The 17,357-nt window shown below is 60.2% G+C and carries 14 protein-coding genes and 1 pseudogene; 11 read left to right on the top strand and 4 right to left on the bottom strand.

Translation table 11 applies throughout. From position 1 onward, the window contains the following. Window positions 1–309 precede the first annotated feature (309 nt). Entirely contained in the window at window positions 310–1,320 is a 1,011-nt protein-coding gene (locus HT578_RS09355; RefSeq protein WP_125723805.1) for a pepsin/retropepsin-like aspartic protease family protein, read from the top strand. 98 nt (window positions 1,321–1,418) lie between these two features. Here HT578_RS09355 and HT578_RS09350 read toward each other — a convergent pair whose 3' ends face one another. Next, window positions 1,419–2,300, bottom strand: a complete 882-nt coding sequence (locus HT578_RS09350; RefSeq protein WP_030540913.1) for an AraC family transcriptional regulator — start codon at window positions 2,298–2,300, stop codon at window positions 1,419–1,421. A 285-nt stretch (window positions 2,301–2,585) separates the two neighbouring features. Here HT578_RS09350 and HT578_RS09345 point away from each other — a divergent pair, with 285 nt between their 5' ends. Continuing rightward, the gene (locus HT578_RS09345) at window positions 2,586–3,326 is read left to right on the top strand and encodes an SDR family oxidoreductase (protein WP_030540912.1); all 741 of its coding nucleotides are present in this window, start codon (window positions 2,586–2,588) and stop codon (window positions 3,324–3,326) included. A gap of 38 nt (window positions 3,327–3,364) precedes the next feature. Here the strand turns inward: HT578_RS09345 and HT578_RS09340 are convergent, their stop codons facing one another. Beyond that, the gene (locus HT578_RS09340) at window positions 3,365–4,324 is read right to left on the bottom strand and encodes a quinone oxidoreductase family protein (protein WP_030540911.1); all 960 of its coding nucleotides are present in this window, start codon (window positions 4,322–4,324) and stop codon (window positions 3,365–3,367) included. Between the two features lie 156 nt (window positions 4,325–4,480). After that, window positions 4,481–4,750, bottom strand: a complete 270-nt coding sequence (locus HT578_RS09335) for a hypothetical protein (protein WP_125723807.1) — start codon at window positions 4,748–4,750, stop codon at window positions 4,481–4,483. Between HT578_RS09335 and HT578_RS22570 the strand changes: the two are divergent. The 9 genes and pseudogenes from HT578_RS22570 to HT578_RS09290 form a co-directional block, all read left to right on the top strand. Next, window positions 4,741–4,800 (top strand): annotated as a pseudogene (locus tag HT578_RS22570) (hypothetical protein); the annotation flags it as partial. The gene HT578_RS09335 and the pseudogene HT578_RS22570 overlap by 10 nt on opposite strands. Window positions 4,801–4,875: 75 nt before the next feature. Further along, complete coding sequence (locus tag HT578_RS09325; RefSeq protein WP_048939645.1) at window positions 4,876–5,193, top strand: LysR family transcriptional regulator substrate-binding protein; 318 nt, start codon at window positions 4,876–4,878, stop codon at window positions 5,191–5,193. 429 nt (window positions 5,194–5,622) lie between these two features. Then, window positions 5,623–6,156: a transporter gene (locus tag HT578_RS09320; RefSeq protein WP_213503725.1), complete on the top strand. Its 534-nt coding sequence runs from the start codon at window positions 5,623–5,625 to the stop codon at window positions 6,154–6,156. Next, window positions 6,086–6,526, top strand: coding sequence for a transporter (locus HT578_RS09315; RefSeq protein ID WP_213503724.1), 441 nt, complete (start codon window positions 6,086–6,088; stop codon window positions 6,524–6,526). The genes HT578_RS09320 and HT578_RS09315 overlap by 71 nt, the downstream gene beginning before the upstream one ends. 24 nt (window positions 6,527–6,550) lie before the next feature. Continuing rightward, window positions 6,551–8,719: a PQQ-dependent dehydrogenase, methanol/ethanol family gene (locus HT578_RS09310; RefSeq protein ID WP_107917704.1), complete on the top strand. Its 2,169-nt coding sequence runs from the start codon at window positions 6,551–6,553 to the stop codon at window positions 8,717–8,719. Window positions 8,720–8,891: 172 nt separating this feature from the next. Next, window positions 8,892–10,295, top strand: a complete 1,404-nt coding sequence (locus HT578_RS09305; RefSeq protein WP_011950407.1) for an aldehyde dehydrogenase family protein — start codon at window positions 8,892–8,894, stop codon at window positions 10,293–10,295. A 47-nt stretch (window positions 10,296–10,342) separates the two neighbouring features. Beyond that, on the top strand, window positions 10,343–11,923 hold the full coding sequence (locus HT578_RS09300; RefSeq protein ID WP_049771327.1) for an AMP-binding protein: 1,581 nt from the start codon (window positions 10,343–10,345) through the stop codon (window positions 11,921–11,923). A 257-nt stretch (window positions 11,924–12,180) separates the two neighbouring features. Beyond that, window positions 12,181–14,091 carry a sigma-54-dependent Fis family transcriptional regulator gene (locus tag HT578_RS09295; RefSeq protein ID WP_030540404.1) on the top strand — a complete coding sequence of 637 codons (1,911 nt, stop codon included), beginning with the start codon at window positions 12,181–12,183 and terminating at the stop codon, window positions 14,089–14,091. Between the two features lie 277 nt (window positions 14,092–14,368). After that, window positions 14,369–16,381, top strand: coding sequence for a TonB-dependent receptor (locus HT578_RS09290; protein ID WP_030540405.1), 2,013 nt, complete (start codon window positions 14,369–14,371; stop codon window positions 16,379–16,381). An 8-nt stretch (window positions 16,382–16,389) separates the two neighbouring features. Here HT578_RS09290 and HT578_RS09285 read toward each other — a convergent pair whose 3' ends face one another. After that, window positions 16,390–17,262, bottom strand: a complete 873-nt coding sequence (locus tag HT578_RS09285) for a LysR family transcriptional regulator (RefSeq protein WP_030540406.1) — start codon at window positions 17,260–17,262, stop codon at window positions 16,390–16,392. Window positions 17,263–17,357: the final 95 nt, after the last annotated feature.

The raw sequence follows: 17,357 nt of genomic DNA, 5'->3' as shown, positions 1-17,357 counted from the left end.
TACCGTGGTCGAATATTGCTCCGCCGTTCTCAGGGCGCTGAAGGTCTGCGCGTGCTGGGCTTTCCCGAGGCTGAGATTGCTGACGTTGCTGAAGATATCCGCCGTCGCGACGATGAGCGCCTTTCCGAGCAGGTCCAGGGAGACGCCATGTCAGGAAGCGATCGGCTGCTCCTTCAGCCCCGGCCCGAACCGCTAGTGGGCACGCTCGCGCGCGAGTCCGGGAATGAACGAGTGTTGTAAGAGCCGGACGGCCACTCACGTGGAAAGTGAACCAGCCAACAATGCCGACGAACGAAAGCGACCAGAAAAATGCAATTGGAGATTAAAGCGGCCATCACTACTTCCGATGAGGGCCCTCAATCAGGATTATCGGCCAATCTGAAAGTCATCATGCGATGTAAAGCGATACAGCTGTCGCTCTTGGTAGCGTTGGTGACACCTCTATCTGCGACCGCCAATCCTCCAATCTCAACCAAATCAGACCGCGCTCCGGAAATGCGGCTGGCCGGCAAGACAGTTACACTGCCTCTTGTCATGGTCCGGGAGTTTCCCTTCATCGAGGGCGAGATCGCAGGTGTGAGGGGCAAGTTCATGCTCGACACCGGTATGCAGGATGCCCTTGTGATCAACGATCATCGGGTGCCGTTAGTTGGGGGAAGCAAGATAGGCACCGGTCATTTCGGCAGTGGCCAGACCTACGATGTGCGCCTCCATTCTGAGGTCCGGAAGATTCGTATCGGGGATATCGACTATCCGCGCGTAACCAGCGTGCGGAGCCAGGACGCGCGTATGCTCGAGAAGATCACGCCAGATTTTTTAGGCTGGATCGGCTACGGATTTTTCTCCAGCTACGCTATGAAACTTGATTATCAGCATTTAGAAGTAACCTTCTACGAAGAAGGTCCTGACAGATTTCTGGGTGGCGAAAAGCTCGTTGCAGCATTGCCGTTCGAAACCCGGAAGCTCCCCAACATCCCTTTGATACGGGCGCGTATCGGCGATGTGGATGCGATCGTCAGCCTGGACACCGGCATGTATGGGTCTCTGAATATCGGTGAGGAAAAAAGACGGCGCCTGCTTGACGGTGGTCAGCTAAGCTCAACGGAAAACCCGGACACATTCGACCTAGCGACTGTTCGGATTGCCGATAGGATCGACGTCAGCGCTCCGGGCATCGAGGTCGAAGAGGGCGCGTCGGCCAGCGCAGCGCCGGTTGGAATTACCGAAGATACAGAACTCGAACTCGGTTTTGTCTTCCTGCGGAATTTCAAGACTGTCTGGGACTACCGAGAGAAACAGCTCTACCTCCTTGCGCAATGATTTCTGACGGACGGCGAAATACGTGTCTCGACCGTCCCGTTGCACGCGAGGACCCGGGTTTCTCAGCATTTGTTCCTGCTGAACATCATCAGGTCAGGTCAGCGCTGCAGATCGATCAGCGGTGAGTTGCCGAACATGTTCTTGTATTCTCGGCTGAACTGGGCCGGGCTTTGATAGCCCACCTCGAATGCAACACGCGCCACATTGGTGCTGCCAGCCACAAGCAACTTTCTAGCTTCGAGAAGGCGCATTTGACGCTGAAAGGCGAGCGGGCTGTATCCGGTAACAGCCTTGAAGTGCCTATGAAATGAAGTCACGCTCATGCCTGCGCTTGCTGCCAATTCCTGGATGATCACTGGTTCGTCGTTATGGGCGCCTAGCCAGTCTGCGGCCGCCTTGATTTGCCGAACACGATCGTTCCGCTCCACGATCTGACGTAGCGTACCGCCCATCGCGCTTTGCAGGAGACGATAATAGAGTTCGCTTTCGTAGAGTGGCGCGAGCACCCCTATGTCGTCAGGCGCGTTCACAAGGCCGACGAGCTGCGTGAACGCTTCGCCGACCACGCCACCCAGATCGCCCGCCGCTACCGCGCATGTCCATCGCTCCTGATGTTTAGGCATGTCGAGTACGACCCTTGTGAGCCTATCGACGTCCAGATGGAGGCTGATGCCGACATACGGAGCATACGGCGTCGCGCCAATGAGCTGATGAGAATAGGGCAGCCCAAAGGATGACGCAGCGCAGTCGCCGGCCGACATCTCGAAACGGTTGGCGCCCATCGTCAGGACTTTTGCGCCACGCGCGACGGCATAGAACATAGGCTCAAATACCGCCGCTGTGGGGGGCGTGACACTCGTGCTCGTCCATAGCGTCAAGCGTGGAACAGGTGTTGCCTGCCCAACAAGCCCGCCACGCGGAGCAATATGGGGTGCGATATCGTCAAGCAGGCGGCGGGTCGCGATCTCGAGATCAAACATACCCATTAGTTAGTCACTTGGTAGGATCAGGCAAGGGTAAGGTAGTATCGGGAATGCCGTTTCCTTGTCGCTGACCTATCTCAAGGACAAGGAAATGCGAAGCGATGACGAGGCTCCGAACCAAATTGCCGACGCCAATCGTGCACTTGCGCGAGGCGGACGTGACGGGCGGCGATAGCTTTCACACAACATGACGAGCTGAGACTGAGCTGCACACTGCTCGCGCCTTGCATCATACGGACTCGCGCCACCGGCAGCGTCAAAATGGTAGAAAAGGACAAATATATGATCGATCTGAATGGAAAACGTGCGTTGGTTACGGGAGCTTCGCGAGGCATCGGAGCCGCGATCGCGCTGGCGCTGGCCGAAAGCGGCGCGGACATCGCGTTCACCTACCAGCACGCCGCCGAAAAGGCTGACGAGGTCGCTCAAGCTATACATGGTGTCGGACGTCGCGCGGTCGCCATACAGGCCGATAGCGCAGACCCGGATGCGATCACGCGCGCCGTGAGCGAGGCCGTCTCGGCGCTCGGTGGTCTTGATATTCTCGTCAATAGCGCGGCGATCGGCCATTCCGGTCTGATCGCCGACCTCGATGTGGCCGAGTATCAGAAGCTGATGGACGTCAACGTGCGAGCACCAGTGCTATTCGCGAAGGCCGCCATTCCGCATCTCTCCGCTGGGGGGCGCATAATCTCGATTGGGTCGGGGCTCGGCGAACGCGTCCCATTTCCGGGCGTAACGGCCTATGCGATGTCCAAGGCCGCGCTTACGTCCTTCACTCGCGGGTTGTCACGTGAACTCGGGCCGCAGGGCATCACCGTGAACCTCGTGCAGCCCGGATCTGTGGATACTGACGCGAACCCCGCAGACGGCCCGGCGGCAGATTTCCAACGGAGTTTGACGTCTCTGGGCCGCTTCGCCAAGCCGAGTGAAATCGCGAATGCGGTCGTGTTTCTATCAAGTCCCGCGGCGAGTGTAATTACAGGCGCCACCTTGACCGCCGACGCGGGCGCGATCGCCTGACAGCGGGCGCTCGGTAGCGGTTGGGCGCGAAATCGGCGTCAGGGGATCAGCACGATACGGCCGAGGACCTTGTTGTCCTCGGCATACCGATGGGCGGCCCCTGCCTCGGCGAGCGGAAACCTTCTGTCGATTGGCACGGTGAGACTGCCTTTCGCAACGTCGGCGAGCATCATGTCGATGGTTTGGCGCACCGCTGCACGTGACAGGACGGTTCCCATGAATACGCCGATGACCGTTTGATTTCGCTGCACCGCTGGCCAAAAATCCACTGTCAGAGCCCCGCCGCCGGCATTGCCCACGGACACCAAGACTCCTTCGTCGCGGAGCGCGGCGAGGGATGTCGCCAAGGTGGAACCTACCGGATCGACGATGAGGTCAACGCCTCGGCCGCCGGTGAGGTCACGGACCACGTCCACGACCGATTCGACGTTATGGTCGATTACACGCGATGCACCGAGCTCGATGACGCTGCGGACGCGATCCTCACCGCTAGCGACGGCGATTACGGTCGCGCCGGCCTGGCGGGCGAGCTGTACTGCCGCGACCCCGACACCCCCCGCTGCACCTTGGATGAGGACGGAGCTTCCGCTTGAGAGCCGCCCTCTCGCGAACAGGCAATGATGGGCAGTTCCGAAGCCGATCGGGATCGCCGCGGCTTCTGCTACGCCTGCGCCTGCGGGCAGCAGCCAAGTCTGATCTGTCGGAACTGCGCGGAGTTGGGCGTGGGATCCATCCAAGCCCCATGAGGTAACTCGGTCGCCGGGCTTGCGGTCCGTGACCGCGTCACCGATCGCCACCACCGTGCCCGCTGCGGCATAGCCGACGACATATGCGGGGTGCCCCGGCGGCGAACTGCGACGGTTGATCAGGTCTCCGCCCTCAACGGATATCGCCTCGACCTGGATCAGGACATCCCGCGAACGAATTTTGGGGTCGGGCACGTCCGTGTAGCGAAGGACTTCCGGTGGACCGTTATGATCGTAGACAGCCGCTTTCATCGTCGTTCCTTTCGATGCGCGACGGACCGAGGCGGTTGCGTAGGAATTGCTGGGACCGGAACGCAAATTTATCTGCATGTGGCACTGCCGATCACGATCCGGTAGCATCGGCGAACGTGCATCTGTGTTGCATAATCAGGAGCGCTGCCGCCGACATCAATCGCCATCGGTGGAGTTAGGTGCTTCCTCAGCGTGCGCAGCTGCTGTCATCAGTGTTCCCCTATCGGCGACGGAGTTTTCAGGACGCGGGACTACCGAGACGGTGTTGGCAACGCCAAACTCCGGCACAAAACGCGGCCGTCCGAAGCGGATATTGGCATGGGGGAGTGATGTTTGCCGAATATGATCTTGGATCTGCGAAATCTGCGCTGCGCGATCGCGGCGGCGGAAACTGGCAGTTTCGATGAGCGAGAGAGATGCTGGCATTGTCCCAATCGTCACTCAGCCGACGCATTCAGCATCTTGAGCACCGATTAGGCGTTCCCCTGTTCAAGCGAAGTCGAATTGGTGTTTCGCCCACAACGGCAGGCGCTGCCTTCTTGGAACGGGCAATGGCCGGCGCCCAGCAATTAGATCTCGCCGCTCGTTACGCAGTTGCTGTCGACAGTGGGGAGGCGGGGCAAGTCCGCATCGGAGTTACATCATCGCGCACCGGCGGGTTGTTTGGTGATGTGCTGCGTCAGTTTAAAGCTCTATTTCCATCGGTGAACATCACCCTCACGGAAGATACGACGAGTAGGACAAGCCATAACGTGGCCATGGGAACGCTCGACGTCGCCTTCGCTGATGATGCCGAACGAAAAGGTATCGATAATCACGTCCGTGGGTCCAGGTCCATCACGAGCGCAATGGTCCGCGCATTTTGCTGATCCATAGGTCCGTTCCTCGACCTGCGGCAAGGGGTCGAGAAACGGCCTACGCGTGGGTGGTCGTGATCTCCATTGCGAAAGCCTCTGGCCGAACAACAAGATTTGCTCACGCCAGTCCGAAATTGCCTTGGCTCGCGTCCGACGTGCTGCTTGTCGGGCGGAATATCGGCGGATGGCTCCTCGCAAATATGACAGGAGAGATAGCAATCCTGTTTTGATCGGCCTGGATGCCGAAGCTCTCGGTTTGATCCATCTGCCAAGGTGAAACCTGACGATACGGGTGTCCGAATACACCTGTTCTATTTCGTTACAGTTAGCTGAGACGCGTTCCCCCAACCGTGGTCATTTTCCAGCAGATTGGACAATCTCCGATTTGGCACGCTTTGTGCTTAGGGGTTACCAACTATGATATAATGGAGGGAGAGGATAATGGGTAATCTCAATAAAGGTTCGCTTTTGAAGGCGGCCCTGTGGGGAGGCGTTGCGTTGTGTACGCCGATGGCCAGCACGGCGGCATGGGCGACCGACGTTGATGCCGGCGACTATGTCGCACTGCCGCCGGGATCCAATCTGGCCATTGTCTATGCGCAATTTGCCGAGCGCGACGCCATCTATGCCAAGGGCGACAAGCAGCCGGGTGATCCCGGATTGGACTCGACCGTATTCATTCTGCGCGGCGTTCACTATATGGACATTGCCGGCCTGACGGTCGACCCGCAGTTTCTGCTTCCGCTCGGTCAGCTGGAAGGGAAGGGCGATACGCACGCTTTGGGTAAAAGCGGCGGCGCGGCCGGCGATCTTATCCTCGCAGCCACCGTTTGGCTGGTGAACAAGCCCAAGAGCAATACCTATTTCGGTATCACGCCATTCGTCTATGTGCCGACAGGATCATATGATCGCACCCGCCCCCCTGAACCTGGGCGAGAACCGTTGGAAGTTCGTGCTCCAGGGCGGCTTCGTTAAGGGGGTCACGCCCAAGATCTCGATCGACCTCGTCGGCGACGTGACCTTCTATGGCAAGAATAACGACTTCGGCTCGTCTTCCGCGCGTCTGACGCAATCCGCAAGCGGGCAGTTCCAGGCTTTCGCCCGTTATCAGCTCAAGCCGAACCTCGATTTCCGCGTCGGCGGCTCGTTCGTCACGGGTGGCGAGACGAGGATCGATGGCATCAGGCAGCAGGATCAAGCGAGCAATTGGAAGGGCAATGTCGGAATGGCCTGGTTTCCGGCGAAGACCGTGCAATTGCTCGCCACCTACGGCCGCGACATTTCGGTGAGGAGCGGATTTCGGGAATCGAACCGCCTCAATTTGCGTCTTCTGAAGGTCTTCTAAGTATTTGAGAGAAAGAACAAAGACATGTCGATCATCTTTTTCGGGCGGGGAAAGCCGGGGCGAATGGCCCTTGTGGGGGCGGGCTTCCTCTTGCTGGGTACGACACTGAGTGGTTGCTCGCGGTCGAACGAAGCGAGCAACCGGGCACCCGTCGATACCTCGAAAATCGCCGGGAAAATTAACGGTGACTTTATTGTCAAGAACGCTGCGACTTCCGAGGAATGGCCCAGCTACGGCCTCGACTATTCGGAAACGCGCTTCAGCAAGCTGTCCCAGATATCCACTGACAATGTCGCCCGACTGGGTTTGGCCTGGACCTATGATCTGGGCTCGACCCGCGGCGTAGAGGCAACGCCGCTTGTTGTGGACGGGATCATGTACGTGACAGCATCCTGGAGCGTCGTGCATGCAATCAATGTACGGACGGGGAAGCAGTTGTGGACGTTCGATCCGCAAGTGCCGCGCAGCGCGGGCGGCAAGGGGTGCTGTGACGTCGTGAACCGGGGCGTGGCCGTCTATGAGGGAAAAGTCTTCGTCGGAGCCTTCGATGGTCGTCTCATCGCGCTTGATGCGGCGTCCGGCGCCAAATTGTGGGAAGAGGACACCAGACTATCGCCGGACTCGCCAGCCACCATCACCGGCGCGCCGCGTGTGTACAAGGGCAAGGTCATCATTGGTAACGGTGGCGCGGAGCTGGGGTTGCGTGGCTATATCACCGCCTATGATGCGTCGTCGGGCAAGAAGCTCTGGCGCTGGTTCACGGTCCCGGGAGATCCATCGAAGCCGTTTGAGAACAAGGCGATGGAAGCCGCCGCCAAGACCTGGGACCCCAGCGGACGCTATTGGGAGGCGGGCGGTGGCGGCACCGTCTGGAACAGCATGGCGTTCGATCCGCAGCTCAATCTCATGTATATCGGCGTCGGAAACGGGGCGCCTTGGTCGCGCAATCGCCGCAGTCCCAAGGGCGGCGACAATCTCTATCTCGGATCGATCGTCGCGCTCAATCCTGATACCGGCGAATATGTCTGGCACTATCAGGAGACGCCGGGGGACAACTGGGATTACACGTCGACGCAGGATATGATCCTGGCCGACATGACGGTCGACGGCGCGCCGCGCAAAGTGATCCTGCATGCGCCCAAGAACGGCTTCTTCTTCGTCATCGATCGGACAAACGGCAAATTCATCTCCGCGAAGAATTTCGTGCCGGTGAACTGGGCCTCGGGCTATGACAAGGCGGGCAGGCCTATCGAATTGCCCGGCGTCCGCTCGGCCACGCCCTATGAGATCATTCCCGGTCCTTTTGGCGGGCACAACTGGCATTCCATGTCGTTCAATCCGGCTTTGGGGCTGGCGTTCATTCCCGCGCAGCATGTGCCGCTTTCGCTGGCGGACGATCCGAAATGGAAATATCGCTCCAACATTCCAGGCCAGCCCATGAGCGGCATCGGTTGGAACACAGGCAGTTTGCTGGGAGGCGCGGCGACGAAGGCCAAACCCTTCGGTCGCCTGATCGCATGGGACCCGGTGCGCCAGAAGCAAGTCTGGAGTCAGGAACAAGTTTCGCCGTGGAATGGTGGCACGCTGACCACAGCGGGGAATCTGGTGTTCCAAGGAACCGCAGATGGGCATTTCGTAGCCTATGATGCGCGCAACGGCCATAAAATGTGGGAGTCGCCGGTAGGCAGTGGCGTCATCGCGGCTCCGATCACCTACCAGATCGATGGCAAGCAGTATGTCTCGATTGCGGTGGGTTGGGGCGGTGTTTTCGGTGAGTCCCAGCGCGCTACCGACCGCAGTTCGCCTGGTACGGTCTACACCTTCGTCATCGGCGGCAAGGCGCCGTTGCCGCAGTTCGGAAAATATGAGCAGGGGGAACTGCTCTCGGGCGTGCCCTATGACAAGAAGGACGTCGCTCCTGGAGGCGCACTCTACGTCAGCAACTGTCTGTTCTGCCATGGCGTTCCTGGCGTCGACAAGGGAGGCAATTTGCCCAACCTGGGTTATGCGCCCCGCGAGGCGATCGCCAATCTTGAAGCGTTCGTTTTCGAAGGTGCGATGGCCGAGCAGGGTATGCCCGATTTCAAGGGCAAGCTTACCGCAGAGGACGTCAAGAAGCTCAAGGCGTTCATTCAAGGCACTGCAGATTCTGTGCGCGGACAACCTGCCGCGAGCGCAAAACCGAAAAAATAGGCTCGCTTAGAGAGGATGACCGGCGGTTTCGGCGCCCGCCGCCGGTCATCCGATCCTTTGTGAAAAGGCGGCGACAAACGCTTGCGCCGGTCAGGACTGAAGACCGGCGACCATGGGGCGCTCTGGATGCCCTGCATATTCGATTTTCCCACGTATGTGGCTGGAGACAAGCATGTCTGATTATAAGTTGCTGATTGGGGGCCAACTCGTGGAGGGCGATGGCACGCTCGAGGTCATCAACCCCGCACTCGGCGAAGCGTTCGTGACCGTGCCGCGCGCTTCAGCGGCTCAGGCCGACGAAGCCATCAAAGCCGCCAAGGCAGCCTATCCCGGCTGGGCCGAGACGCCCTTCGCGCAGCGCCAGGCCAAGCTCATCGAGCTTGCCGATGCCATCGCGGCCGATGGCGACAATCTCGCGCGCCTGCTGGTGCAAGAACAGGGCAAGCCCTTTGCCGAGGCCCAGGGGGAAGTTGCGTGGACGGAAGGATATCTCCGGCACTACGCCACTCTCGAGCTTCCCGACCGGGTCATACAGGACGATGAGCAGGCCCATATCGTCGTCAAGCATCGGCCGCTAGGCGTGGTCGTCGGGATCATCGCATGGAACTTCCCGCTGCTCGTCGCCTGCTGGAAGATCGGTCCCGCCGTGCTGGCGGGAAACAGCATCATCTTGAAGCCGGCCCCTACCACGCCCGTCACCGCCCTTGCATTAGGCGCGCTGTGCCGAGACATCTTCCCGGCGGGCGTGGTCAACATCATCACCGACGATAATGACCTGGGGCCGCATCTCACCGCCCATCCGGATGTCGCCAAAATTGGCTTCACGGGTTCGACCGCCACCGGCAAGCGGATCGCGGCGAGCAGCGCTGATACGCTCAAGCGCGTCACGCTCGAGCTGGGCGGCAACGATCCGGCCATCGTGCTGGAGGATGTCGATGTGCGTGAGACGGCGCTGGCGATCTTCAACGGCGCGTTCCTCAACTGCGGACAGGTCTGCCTGGCGGTGAAGCGGGCCTATGTGCATGAATCGATCTACGAGGCGATGTGCGACGAATTGGCAAGGCTGGCGCAGGAAGCCGTCGTCGATGACGGACTGAAGCAGGGAACGAATATCGGTCCGATCCAGAACCGCGCGCAATTTGAAAAGGTGAAGGGATTCCTGGAGGCGGCCCGGCGCGACGGCAAGATCATCGCCGGTGGCGAAGCCATGGAGCGAGCCGGCTATTTCATCCAACCGACCATCGTCCGGGATATCAGCGACGGCCATACGATCGTGGATGAAGAGCAATTCGGACCCATATTGCCGGTCATCGCCTTCTCGGATGTGGACGACGTGGTACGCTGCGTCAATTCCTCCGAATACGGCCTGGGTGGATCCATCTGGTCGAAAGATGTCGAGCGCGCCGCGGCGATCGCCGAGCGTATCGAAAGCGGTCAGATGTGGGTCAACCAGCATATCGCGATCGGCCCGCACATCCCCATGGCCGGCTTCAAAAATTCCGGCCTGGGTGTCGAGCAGTCCGTCGAGGGCCTCGCCGAATATACGCAGCTCCAAGTGATCAACATCAAGAGGTGACCGTGCTCTCAATTGCGAAAGGCGCGGCTGATGTTCCGCTGCTGGAGATGACGCTGGGAGAAGCCCTATCGGTGGCTGCCCGGCGCTGGGGGAGTGAACTGGCATTGGTTTCCCGGCATCAGAATATATGCTGGAGCTGGCAGGAACTGAACCGCGAAGCGGAACGGGTCGCGTGCGGACTGCTCGATCATGGGGTGCGTCGCGGCGATCGGGTCGGCATCTGGGCGCCCAATTGCGCCGAATGGACCGTGATTCAATTCGCGACCGCCAAGATCGGCGCGATCCTGGTAAACATCAATCCTGCCTATCGTGTCAGCGAAATCGAGTATGCGCTCGCAAAGGTCGGCTGCAGCGTGCTGGTGACGGCATCTGCCTTCAAAAGCAGTAACTACATCGCCATGCTACGCGAGATCGGGACGCGTAGTTTACCTGACCTTCGCCTGGTGATTTCGCTTGGTGAGCAGGCACATGACGGTTTCATTCCTTGGGAGCAACTGCGCGTGTCGGCGGATCCCCTGCTGCTGGGCGCGGCATCGGAAAGTCTGCGACCGGACGATGCCATCAACATACAATTCACCAGCGGCACGACGGGTTTTCCAAAGGGGGCAACGCTTACGCATCGCAACATTCTCAACAATGGTTATTTTTCGGGACAAACCATCAATCTCACCGTCAAGGACCGCATCTGCATTCCGGTTCCGCTCTATCATTGCTTCGGCATGGTCCTGGGTAATCTTGCATCCGTGACGAGCGGGGCTGCGATGATCTACCCCGGAGAGGCTTATGATGCGCGGATGACACTTGAGGCGGTGCGAGATGAACGTTGTACGGCGCTTTACGGAGTGCCGACCATGCTGATCACGATCCTCAACCATCCGGACCTCGATCAGTTCGACGTCTCGTCCTTGCGCACCGGGATCATGGCGGGCGCCCCTTGCCCGGCGGCCATGATGGAGCAGATCATGGATCGGTTGAACATGCGCGAGGTGACTATCGGCTATGGCATGACCGAAACCAGTCCCCTGACGACGCAGACGTCGATAGACGATCCCGTCGCAGAGCGAGTGGCGACGGTGGGCCGCGTCCACCCTCATGCCGAAGCAAAGATCGTAGGGTTGAACGGCGAGACATTGCAGGTGAACCAACAGGGCGAATATTGCTCGCGCGGATATGCGGTGATGCAGGGATATTGGAACGATCCGGAAAAGACCGACGATGCCATCGACGCGGAAGGATGGATGCACTCGGGCGATCTCGCGGTGATGGATGAGCGGGGCTATGTTCGCATTACCGGCCGCATCAAGGACATGATCATCCGGGGCGGCGAGAATATCTATCCGCGCGAGCTCGAGGAATTCCTGCTTGGCCACCCGTTGATCGTCGATGTGCAGGTCTTTGGCGTCAGCGACGCTAAATTTGGTGAGGAAGTCTGCGCATGGGTCATAGCGCGAGCCGGCCATCGGCTGAGCGCCGACGATGTGATTGCCCACTGCCGGGGTAAGATCGCCCACTACAAGGTTCCCCGCTATGTCCGCATCGTCGAGGGCTTCGCTATGACGGTCACGGGCAAGGCGCAGAAGTTCGAGATGCGCAAGACGATGGAAGCTGAACTGGGCTTGGTGGCTTGAGTATTCCTCTCCCCTTGAGCCACTATGGTCGGCCAGGCGCATGTGTCGCCTGGCCGACCATTTTTGTGATCGCCAGGCATCGATCTGTTTCGGCACGATCGGATCTTCCAGAGAAGGAGAGATGGTTGTTCGCGTCCGTCGAACAAGCTAGCATGACGGGCGATAAAGATGTTCGAATGGAGAGAGGGATCAGCGCCGTCCGGTCCAGGCGCCGGGCACCCCACCGTTCGGAAAGACAACGGTACGAGAGGCAATCCATGAATCTGGAACAGGTCCGCCAGACAAGGAGGGCACGAGATCTTTTCTTCTCGGGCGAGAGTATCGTGTCGCAGTGGGTGCCCGAGCCGATCACGCGTTCCTGGGAGCGATCAAGACGCCTGGGTTTGAGCGCGTCCGACAAGAGGTTGTTCGACATGGCGGCGCCTGGCGAACGCCGGATCGCCACAGAAAGGGGTGAACGGCTCATTCGCTATGCGATGCCGGAGATGACACGGCTTTACAAAGCGTTTCACACGCAGGATTGGGTGCTGGCCTGCCTTGACGTCAGCGGATTTGTCATTTGCTCGATCGGCGACGCCGAAGGGCCGTGCCGCGAACTGGAGAGTCTTTTCCGGAACGGGGTTTCCCTCAGCGAAAGTGCGATCGGCACCGGAGCGCCGGGATGCGCGCTCGTGGAACAGAAACCCTTTATTGTCCACGCCAACGAGCATTTCCTTGACGAGATTCATGGCTATTCTTGCGCGGCCGTTCCTCTGTTCGACGTTAACGGGGACCTGATCGGCGTCTTGAATGCCACCTGCCGCAGCGGCAGGGATCTGTCATCAGTTTGCGAGGCGTTGCGGGTTGCCGCCCGAGCCATAGAAAATCATATGCTGCTTGACCTTCCGGGCGCTCTGCACGTCTCGTTACATTATCACCCTGACCTGCTTCGCACGCCCTTGGCTGCCGTTCTCGCTTTCTCGGAACATGGGCAATTGCTCGGTGGGAACCAGATCGCGCGCAAGCTGCTTGGGCATACGCGTTCGGCGACAGAGTTCGATCACATGTTCGACCTGCCTTTTGCGCGTGCGGTTGACGAGCTTAGCGGCCGCAATGCCGAACCGATCGTGACAGACACGCCGGCCGGCATCCGCGTCCACCTCAGTCTCGCCCGCCATGCAGATGACGTTATGCGGGTTGGTAAGGCGCTCTTGCCGCCGCCCTCGGGCAAGCGTTCGTCTCATGCCTCTTCTGACATGTTCTGTTCCGATCCCGCCCTGCTGGACACCATTGGCGACGCGAAGCTGGCGTTCGCTCGTGATATTCCTGTTCTCCTAACCGGCGAGACGGGAACTGGAAAGGAGGTTCTTGCGCGGGAGCTGCACGCCTCAGGGCCGCGGCGAAACGGGCCGTTCGTGCCGGTAAATTGTGCGTCCATTCCCGACGGACTGATCGAGGCCGAATTGTTCGGATATGTGGAAGGGGCGTTTACCGGCGCTCGCCGGGGAGGCGCTCCGGGTAAATTTGAGCAGGCCCATGGTGGAACACTCTTCCTGGATGAGATCGGGGACATGCCGCTCTCGCTACAGGCTCGTCTTCTGCGGGTTCTGCAGGAGCGGGCCGTCATGCCGGTGGGCGGATCGAAGGACAGGCCGATCGATATCTCTCTGGTCTGTGCGACCCATCGTGACCTCAAGGCGCTCGTCGCCACGGGCGAATTTCGGGAAGACCTTTACTACCGCATTGATGGACTCTGCGTCACCTTGCCCCCCTTACGCGAGCGAGCGGATTTGTCGGAACTCATAGGACAAATCGTCGATCGCGAAATCGGCGATCGTTTGACACTTTCCCTCTCGGATGACGCACTGGAATGTCTGCGGTCCTTCGCATGGCCCGGGAACATCCGCCAACTGAGCCTCATTCTTCGTCGGGCCATCGCGCTCGCTGCCGGGAGCGCGCTGATCGCGCCAAGGCATCTTCCAGAGGAGATGAGGCAAACTCGTTCGAATGTGGGGCGCGAGGTGGCTTCGCTCGAACGAACGGAGCGGGATGCGGTATTAATGGCGCTCCATCAATGTGCGGGAAATATTGCCGCTACGGCTCGTCAATTGGGGGTCGGCCGGCCGACGCTTTATCGTAAGATGCGTAAGTATAATATCGAAGTGCAGGGCGTTAAGACCATATTTTAACTCTCCATGACGTGTTAGTTGGTTGCGCATTAGCCTTACCGCAAGGTTTTTCGGTTATTTGCGCGAAACAGATAAATGAGAATCATTACGTAGATTTGATCTGCATCTGCGACTTGCTCGGGCAATGTTGAGTGATATCCTGCTCATCTCATGCCGGCGCATGCTGTGATCTAACTCAGCTCTGTTAAGCCCGGGTTTCCGCGGCGTCGGCACATGCGTGCGACGCGCGATGGCCCAATCAACGAAAGCTCCAAACTCCAGAGGGCGTGGACGCATCATGAAAGACTATCTGCTGCTGATACTTCTGCTGGTGCCATCCGGAGTGCTGGCGCAGCCCCCCGATGATGCAGGCGCCGATGCACCTTCGATCATCGTAACGGGACAGGGGCTGGGCCTGCCACCCGGTACGCCCGCCTATGGATCGGTGGCGATCGACCGGCAACGGCTGCTCGACAATGCGTCGGGCCGGCTGGAGAATGTGCTGGCCAACGTCGCCGGCTCCCAGCAGTTTCGTCGGTCGGACAGCCGGGCGTCGAACCCGTCCAACCAGGGCGCGACCCTGCGGGCGCTGGGTGGCAATGCATCCAGCCGGACGCTGGTGTTGCTGGACGGCGTGCCCGTGGCCGATCCCTTCTTTGGCTATATTCCTTTCTCCGCGCTGGTTCCGGACCGTCTGTCCGTTGTGCGGGTGACGCGCGGCGGCGGGTCGGGTGCGTTCGGCGCGGGCGCTGTCGCCGGCACGATCGAGCTGGCCAGCGCCACGCGCGACCAGTTGCCGGATTTCGCTGCCAGCGCCTTCTATGGCAGCCATGACGCCGCCGAGATGTCGGCCAGCGTCACGCCGGACCTAGGCGGCGGCTATGTTTCGCTGTCGGGGCGCTGGGACCGGGGGAACGGCTTCCAGACCACGCCAAAGTCGCAGCGCGTCGCGGCGACCGTGCCCGCCGCCTATGATAGCTGGTCCACCAATTTACGCGCGGTCGCGCCGCTCTCCGTGACGTCCGAATTGCAGTTCCGCGCCACGATCTTTCAGGACGACAGGACGCTGCGGTTCAAGGGCGCGGACTCCGCGAACGAAGGGCAGGACGCCAGTGTTCGCTTCATCTCGCGCGGCGATTGGCAGGTTGATGCGCTCGCCTATATCCAGGCGCGCAACTTTTCCAATATCGTGATCTCCGCCTCCACCTTCCGCAAGTCGCTCGACCAGCGCAACACGCCGTCCATGGGGCTTGGCGGCAAGATCGAGATCCGCCCGCCGGTCGGGTCGGATCATGTACTGCGGCTGGGCGCGGATACGCGCTTCGCGCTGGGCGACATGTATGAGGACGCCTATGACGCCAATATCGCCAGCAATCCCGTCACCTTCCGCCGCCATGCCGGTGGGCAGCAGGTGACGACCGGCCTGTTCGCCGAGGACGACTGGACGCTAGAAGGCCTGGTGTTGACCGGCGGCGTGCGGGCGGATCACTGGACGATCAGCGACGGCTTCTATCATCAGGCCAACGCCAGCACCGGTGCAGTGACAGCGACCGATTACGCCAACCGGTCCGACTGGCAGTTTTCGGGGCGGGCGGGCGCGATCCTGCGCCTGAGCGGCGCGCTCGCGCTGCGCGGGGCGGGCTATACCGGCTTTCGCCTGCCGACGCTGAACGAGCTGTACCGGCCATTCGTGGTCTTCCCGATCACGACGCAGGCGAACGCGGCGCTGAAGCCCGAGCGCCTGAAGGGCGTGGAGGCGGGCTTCGACCTGACCCCGCTGCCCGGCGTGACCCTGGGCGCGACCGCCTTCTACAACCGGCTGGACGATGCGATCGCCAATGTCACCATCGGCACCAACACCCGCCAGCGCCAGAATGTTAACCGCATCGTCGCCAAGGGGATCGAACTTACGGCCAGCGCGCGTCTGGGCGATTTCGGCCTGTCGGCCTCCTATGCCTACAGCCACAGCGAGGTCGATGCGCCAGGCAAGGCGTTCGACGGCTTCGCGCCCGCGCAGACGCCGCGCAACAGCGCCAGCGCGACGCTGGCCTGGACGCCGGCGCAGGGGCCGACGCTCTCCGCGTCGGTCCATTATGTGTCGAGCCAATATGAGGATGATCTTCAGATCGACACACTGCCCAGGGCGCTGACCGTGGATGCGCTCGCGCGCTTGCCGCTGGGCCATGGCGTCGCGCTGACGGCGCGGGGCGAAAATCTGTTCGACGAGAAGGTGGTGACGCGCAACACCGGCGGATCGATGGACCTGGGCACGCCGCGCACGCTGTGGATCGGCGTCAGTTTCAAGGGCTGATTGTAGGATTACCCAGTCGTGGCCGCGGAACGAAGAGTCTCGGCGAAGAATTTGAGGCTTTGACTGTCTTTTACCCTGCCGGCCGTCACAGGATCGATCAGCATTCCGATCTTCCGGCGCATATGAAAGCCTGAAAGTTCCGGCATTGCGATACCTGGCTGCCGGAAGCAGCGTGGCATTACCGTCATGCCAAGACCCGCCCGTACAAAGACGACCGCACGGTCGTCATTGAATGTGCGGGCGGAAAAAGAAGGTCTGACGCCGCGCTGCGTGAAAAACCGACTGACATCGGACAGGGCTTCGCAGCTTCGACGAACGATCATGTCAGCATCTGCGATTTCCTGAGGATCGACGCTGCTACGCGTCGCGAGAGGATGGTTGTCCGAGAGCGCGAGACTGTAGGGCTCCTCAAAGAGAAGCCGTTCATCATCGACGTCCCCGTTCACGATGCCGATGACCACGTCTAATCGCCCTCGCTCCAGGCGTGGCGCGAGTTCGCTCATTCGTCCTTCGACGATCTCCAGCTTTTCGCCTTCAGCAATGCTCGCTTCACGCGTCGCGCTTTCGATCCACAGCGCGGGCAGGGTCGAAACGAGACCGAGCCGTATAAGTGTTCGCTTTTGATCCACGGCCATTGCCAATGTCGCCTTGGCAAACTCGGCTTCGATGCGGCGTGCGTGGAGAGCGAAAGTCGCGCCATGAGTGGTCAGTTCGACCCGCCTGTTCGTACGCTGGAAAAGCATATGCCCGACGAGGCTCTCGAGCTTGGCTATCCCGACTGACAGGGTGGGCTGGGAAATGCGGCACTGCTGTGCTGCACGCGAGAAATTTCCCTGATCCATTACTGCCAGAAAATAATGGATGAGGTAGCGCTCTATCATAGATGACATCTATCAAATGCTTGCGGTCCGGTCAATTTTTCTAGGGGAATGCCCGATGCTATGCCTGGGGTAGACCCGGCACAATGGAGTGGGCA

This window comes from Novosphingobium decolorationis (genome assembly GCF_018417475.1).
In the GTDB taxonomy this organism is placed as follows: domain Bacteria; phylum Pseudomonadota; class Alphaproteobacteria; order Sphingomonadales; family Sphingomonadaceae; genus Novosphingobium; species Novosphingobium decolorationis.
This window is presented reverse-complemented; position numbering and strand designations above follow the sequence as displayed.

What these genes read in the sequence shown, in the direction of transcription:
- HT578_RS09355 (WP_125723805.1), top strand. Translation starts at nt 310, where the DNA reads ATGCAATTGGAGATTAAAGCGGCCATCACTACTTCCGATGAGGGCCCT.
- HT578_RS09350 (WP_030540913.1), bottom strand. Translation starts at nt 2,300, where the DNA reads ATGTTTGATCTCGAGATCGCGACCCGCCGCCTGCTTGACGATATCGCA.
- HT578_RS09345 (WP_030540912.1), top strand. Translation starts at nt 2,586, where the DNA reads ATGATCGATCTGAATGGAAAACGTGCGTTGGTTACGGGAGCTTCGCGA.
- HT578_RS09340 (WP_030540911.1), bottom strand. Translation starts at nt 4,324, where the DNA reads ATGAAAGCGGCTGTCTACGATCATAACGGTCCACCGGAAGTCCTTCGC.
- HT578_RS09335 (WP_125723807.1), bottom strand. Translation starts at nt 4,750, where the DNA reads ATGCCAGCATCTCTCTCGCTCATCGAAACTGCCAGTTTCCGCCGCCGC.
- HT578_RS09325 (WP_048939645.1), top strand. Translation starts at nt 4,876, where the DNA reads ATGGCCGGCGCCCAGCAATTAGATCTCGCCGCTCGTTACGCAGTTGCT.
- HT578_RS09320 (WP_213503725.1), top strand. Translation starts at nt 5,623, where the DNA reads ATGGGTAATCTCAATAAAGGTTCGCTTTTGAAGGCGGCCCTGTGGGGA.
- HT578_RS09315 (WP_213503724.1), top strand. Translation starts at nt 6,086, where the DNA reads ATGATCGCACCCGCCCCCCTGAACCTGGGCGAGAACCGTTGGAAGTTC.
- HT578_RS09310 (WP_107917704.1), top strand. Translation starts at nt 6,551, where the DNA reads ATGTCGATCATCTTTTTCGGGCGGGGAAAGCCGGGGCGAATGGCCCTT.
- HT578_RS09305 (WP_011950407.1), top strand. Translation starts at nt 8,892, where the DNA reads ATGTCTGATTATAAGTTGCTGATTGGGGGCCAACTCGTGGAGGGCGAT.
- HT578_RS09300 (WP_049771327.1), top strand. Translation starts at nt 10,343, where the DNA reads ATGACGCTGGGAGAAGCCCTATCGGTGGCTGCCCGGCGCTGGGGGAGT.
- HT578_RS09295 (WP_030540404.1), top strand. Translation starts at nt 12,181, where the DNA reads ATGAATCTGGAACAGGTCCGCCAGACAAGGAGGGCACGAGATCTTTTC.
- HT578_RS09290 (WP_030540405.1), top strand. Translation starts at nt 14,369, where the DNA reads ATGAAAGACTATCTGCTGCTGATACTTCTGCTGGTGCCATCCGGAGTG.
- HT578_RS09285 (WP_030540406.1), bottom strand. Translation starts at nt 17,262, where the DNA reads ATGATAGAGCGCTACCTCATCCATTATTTTCTGGCAGTAATGGATCAG.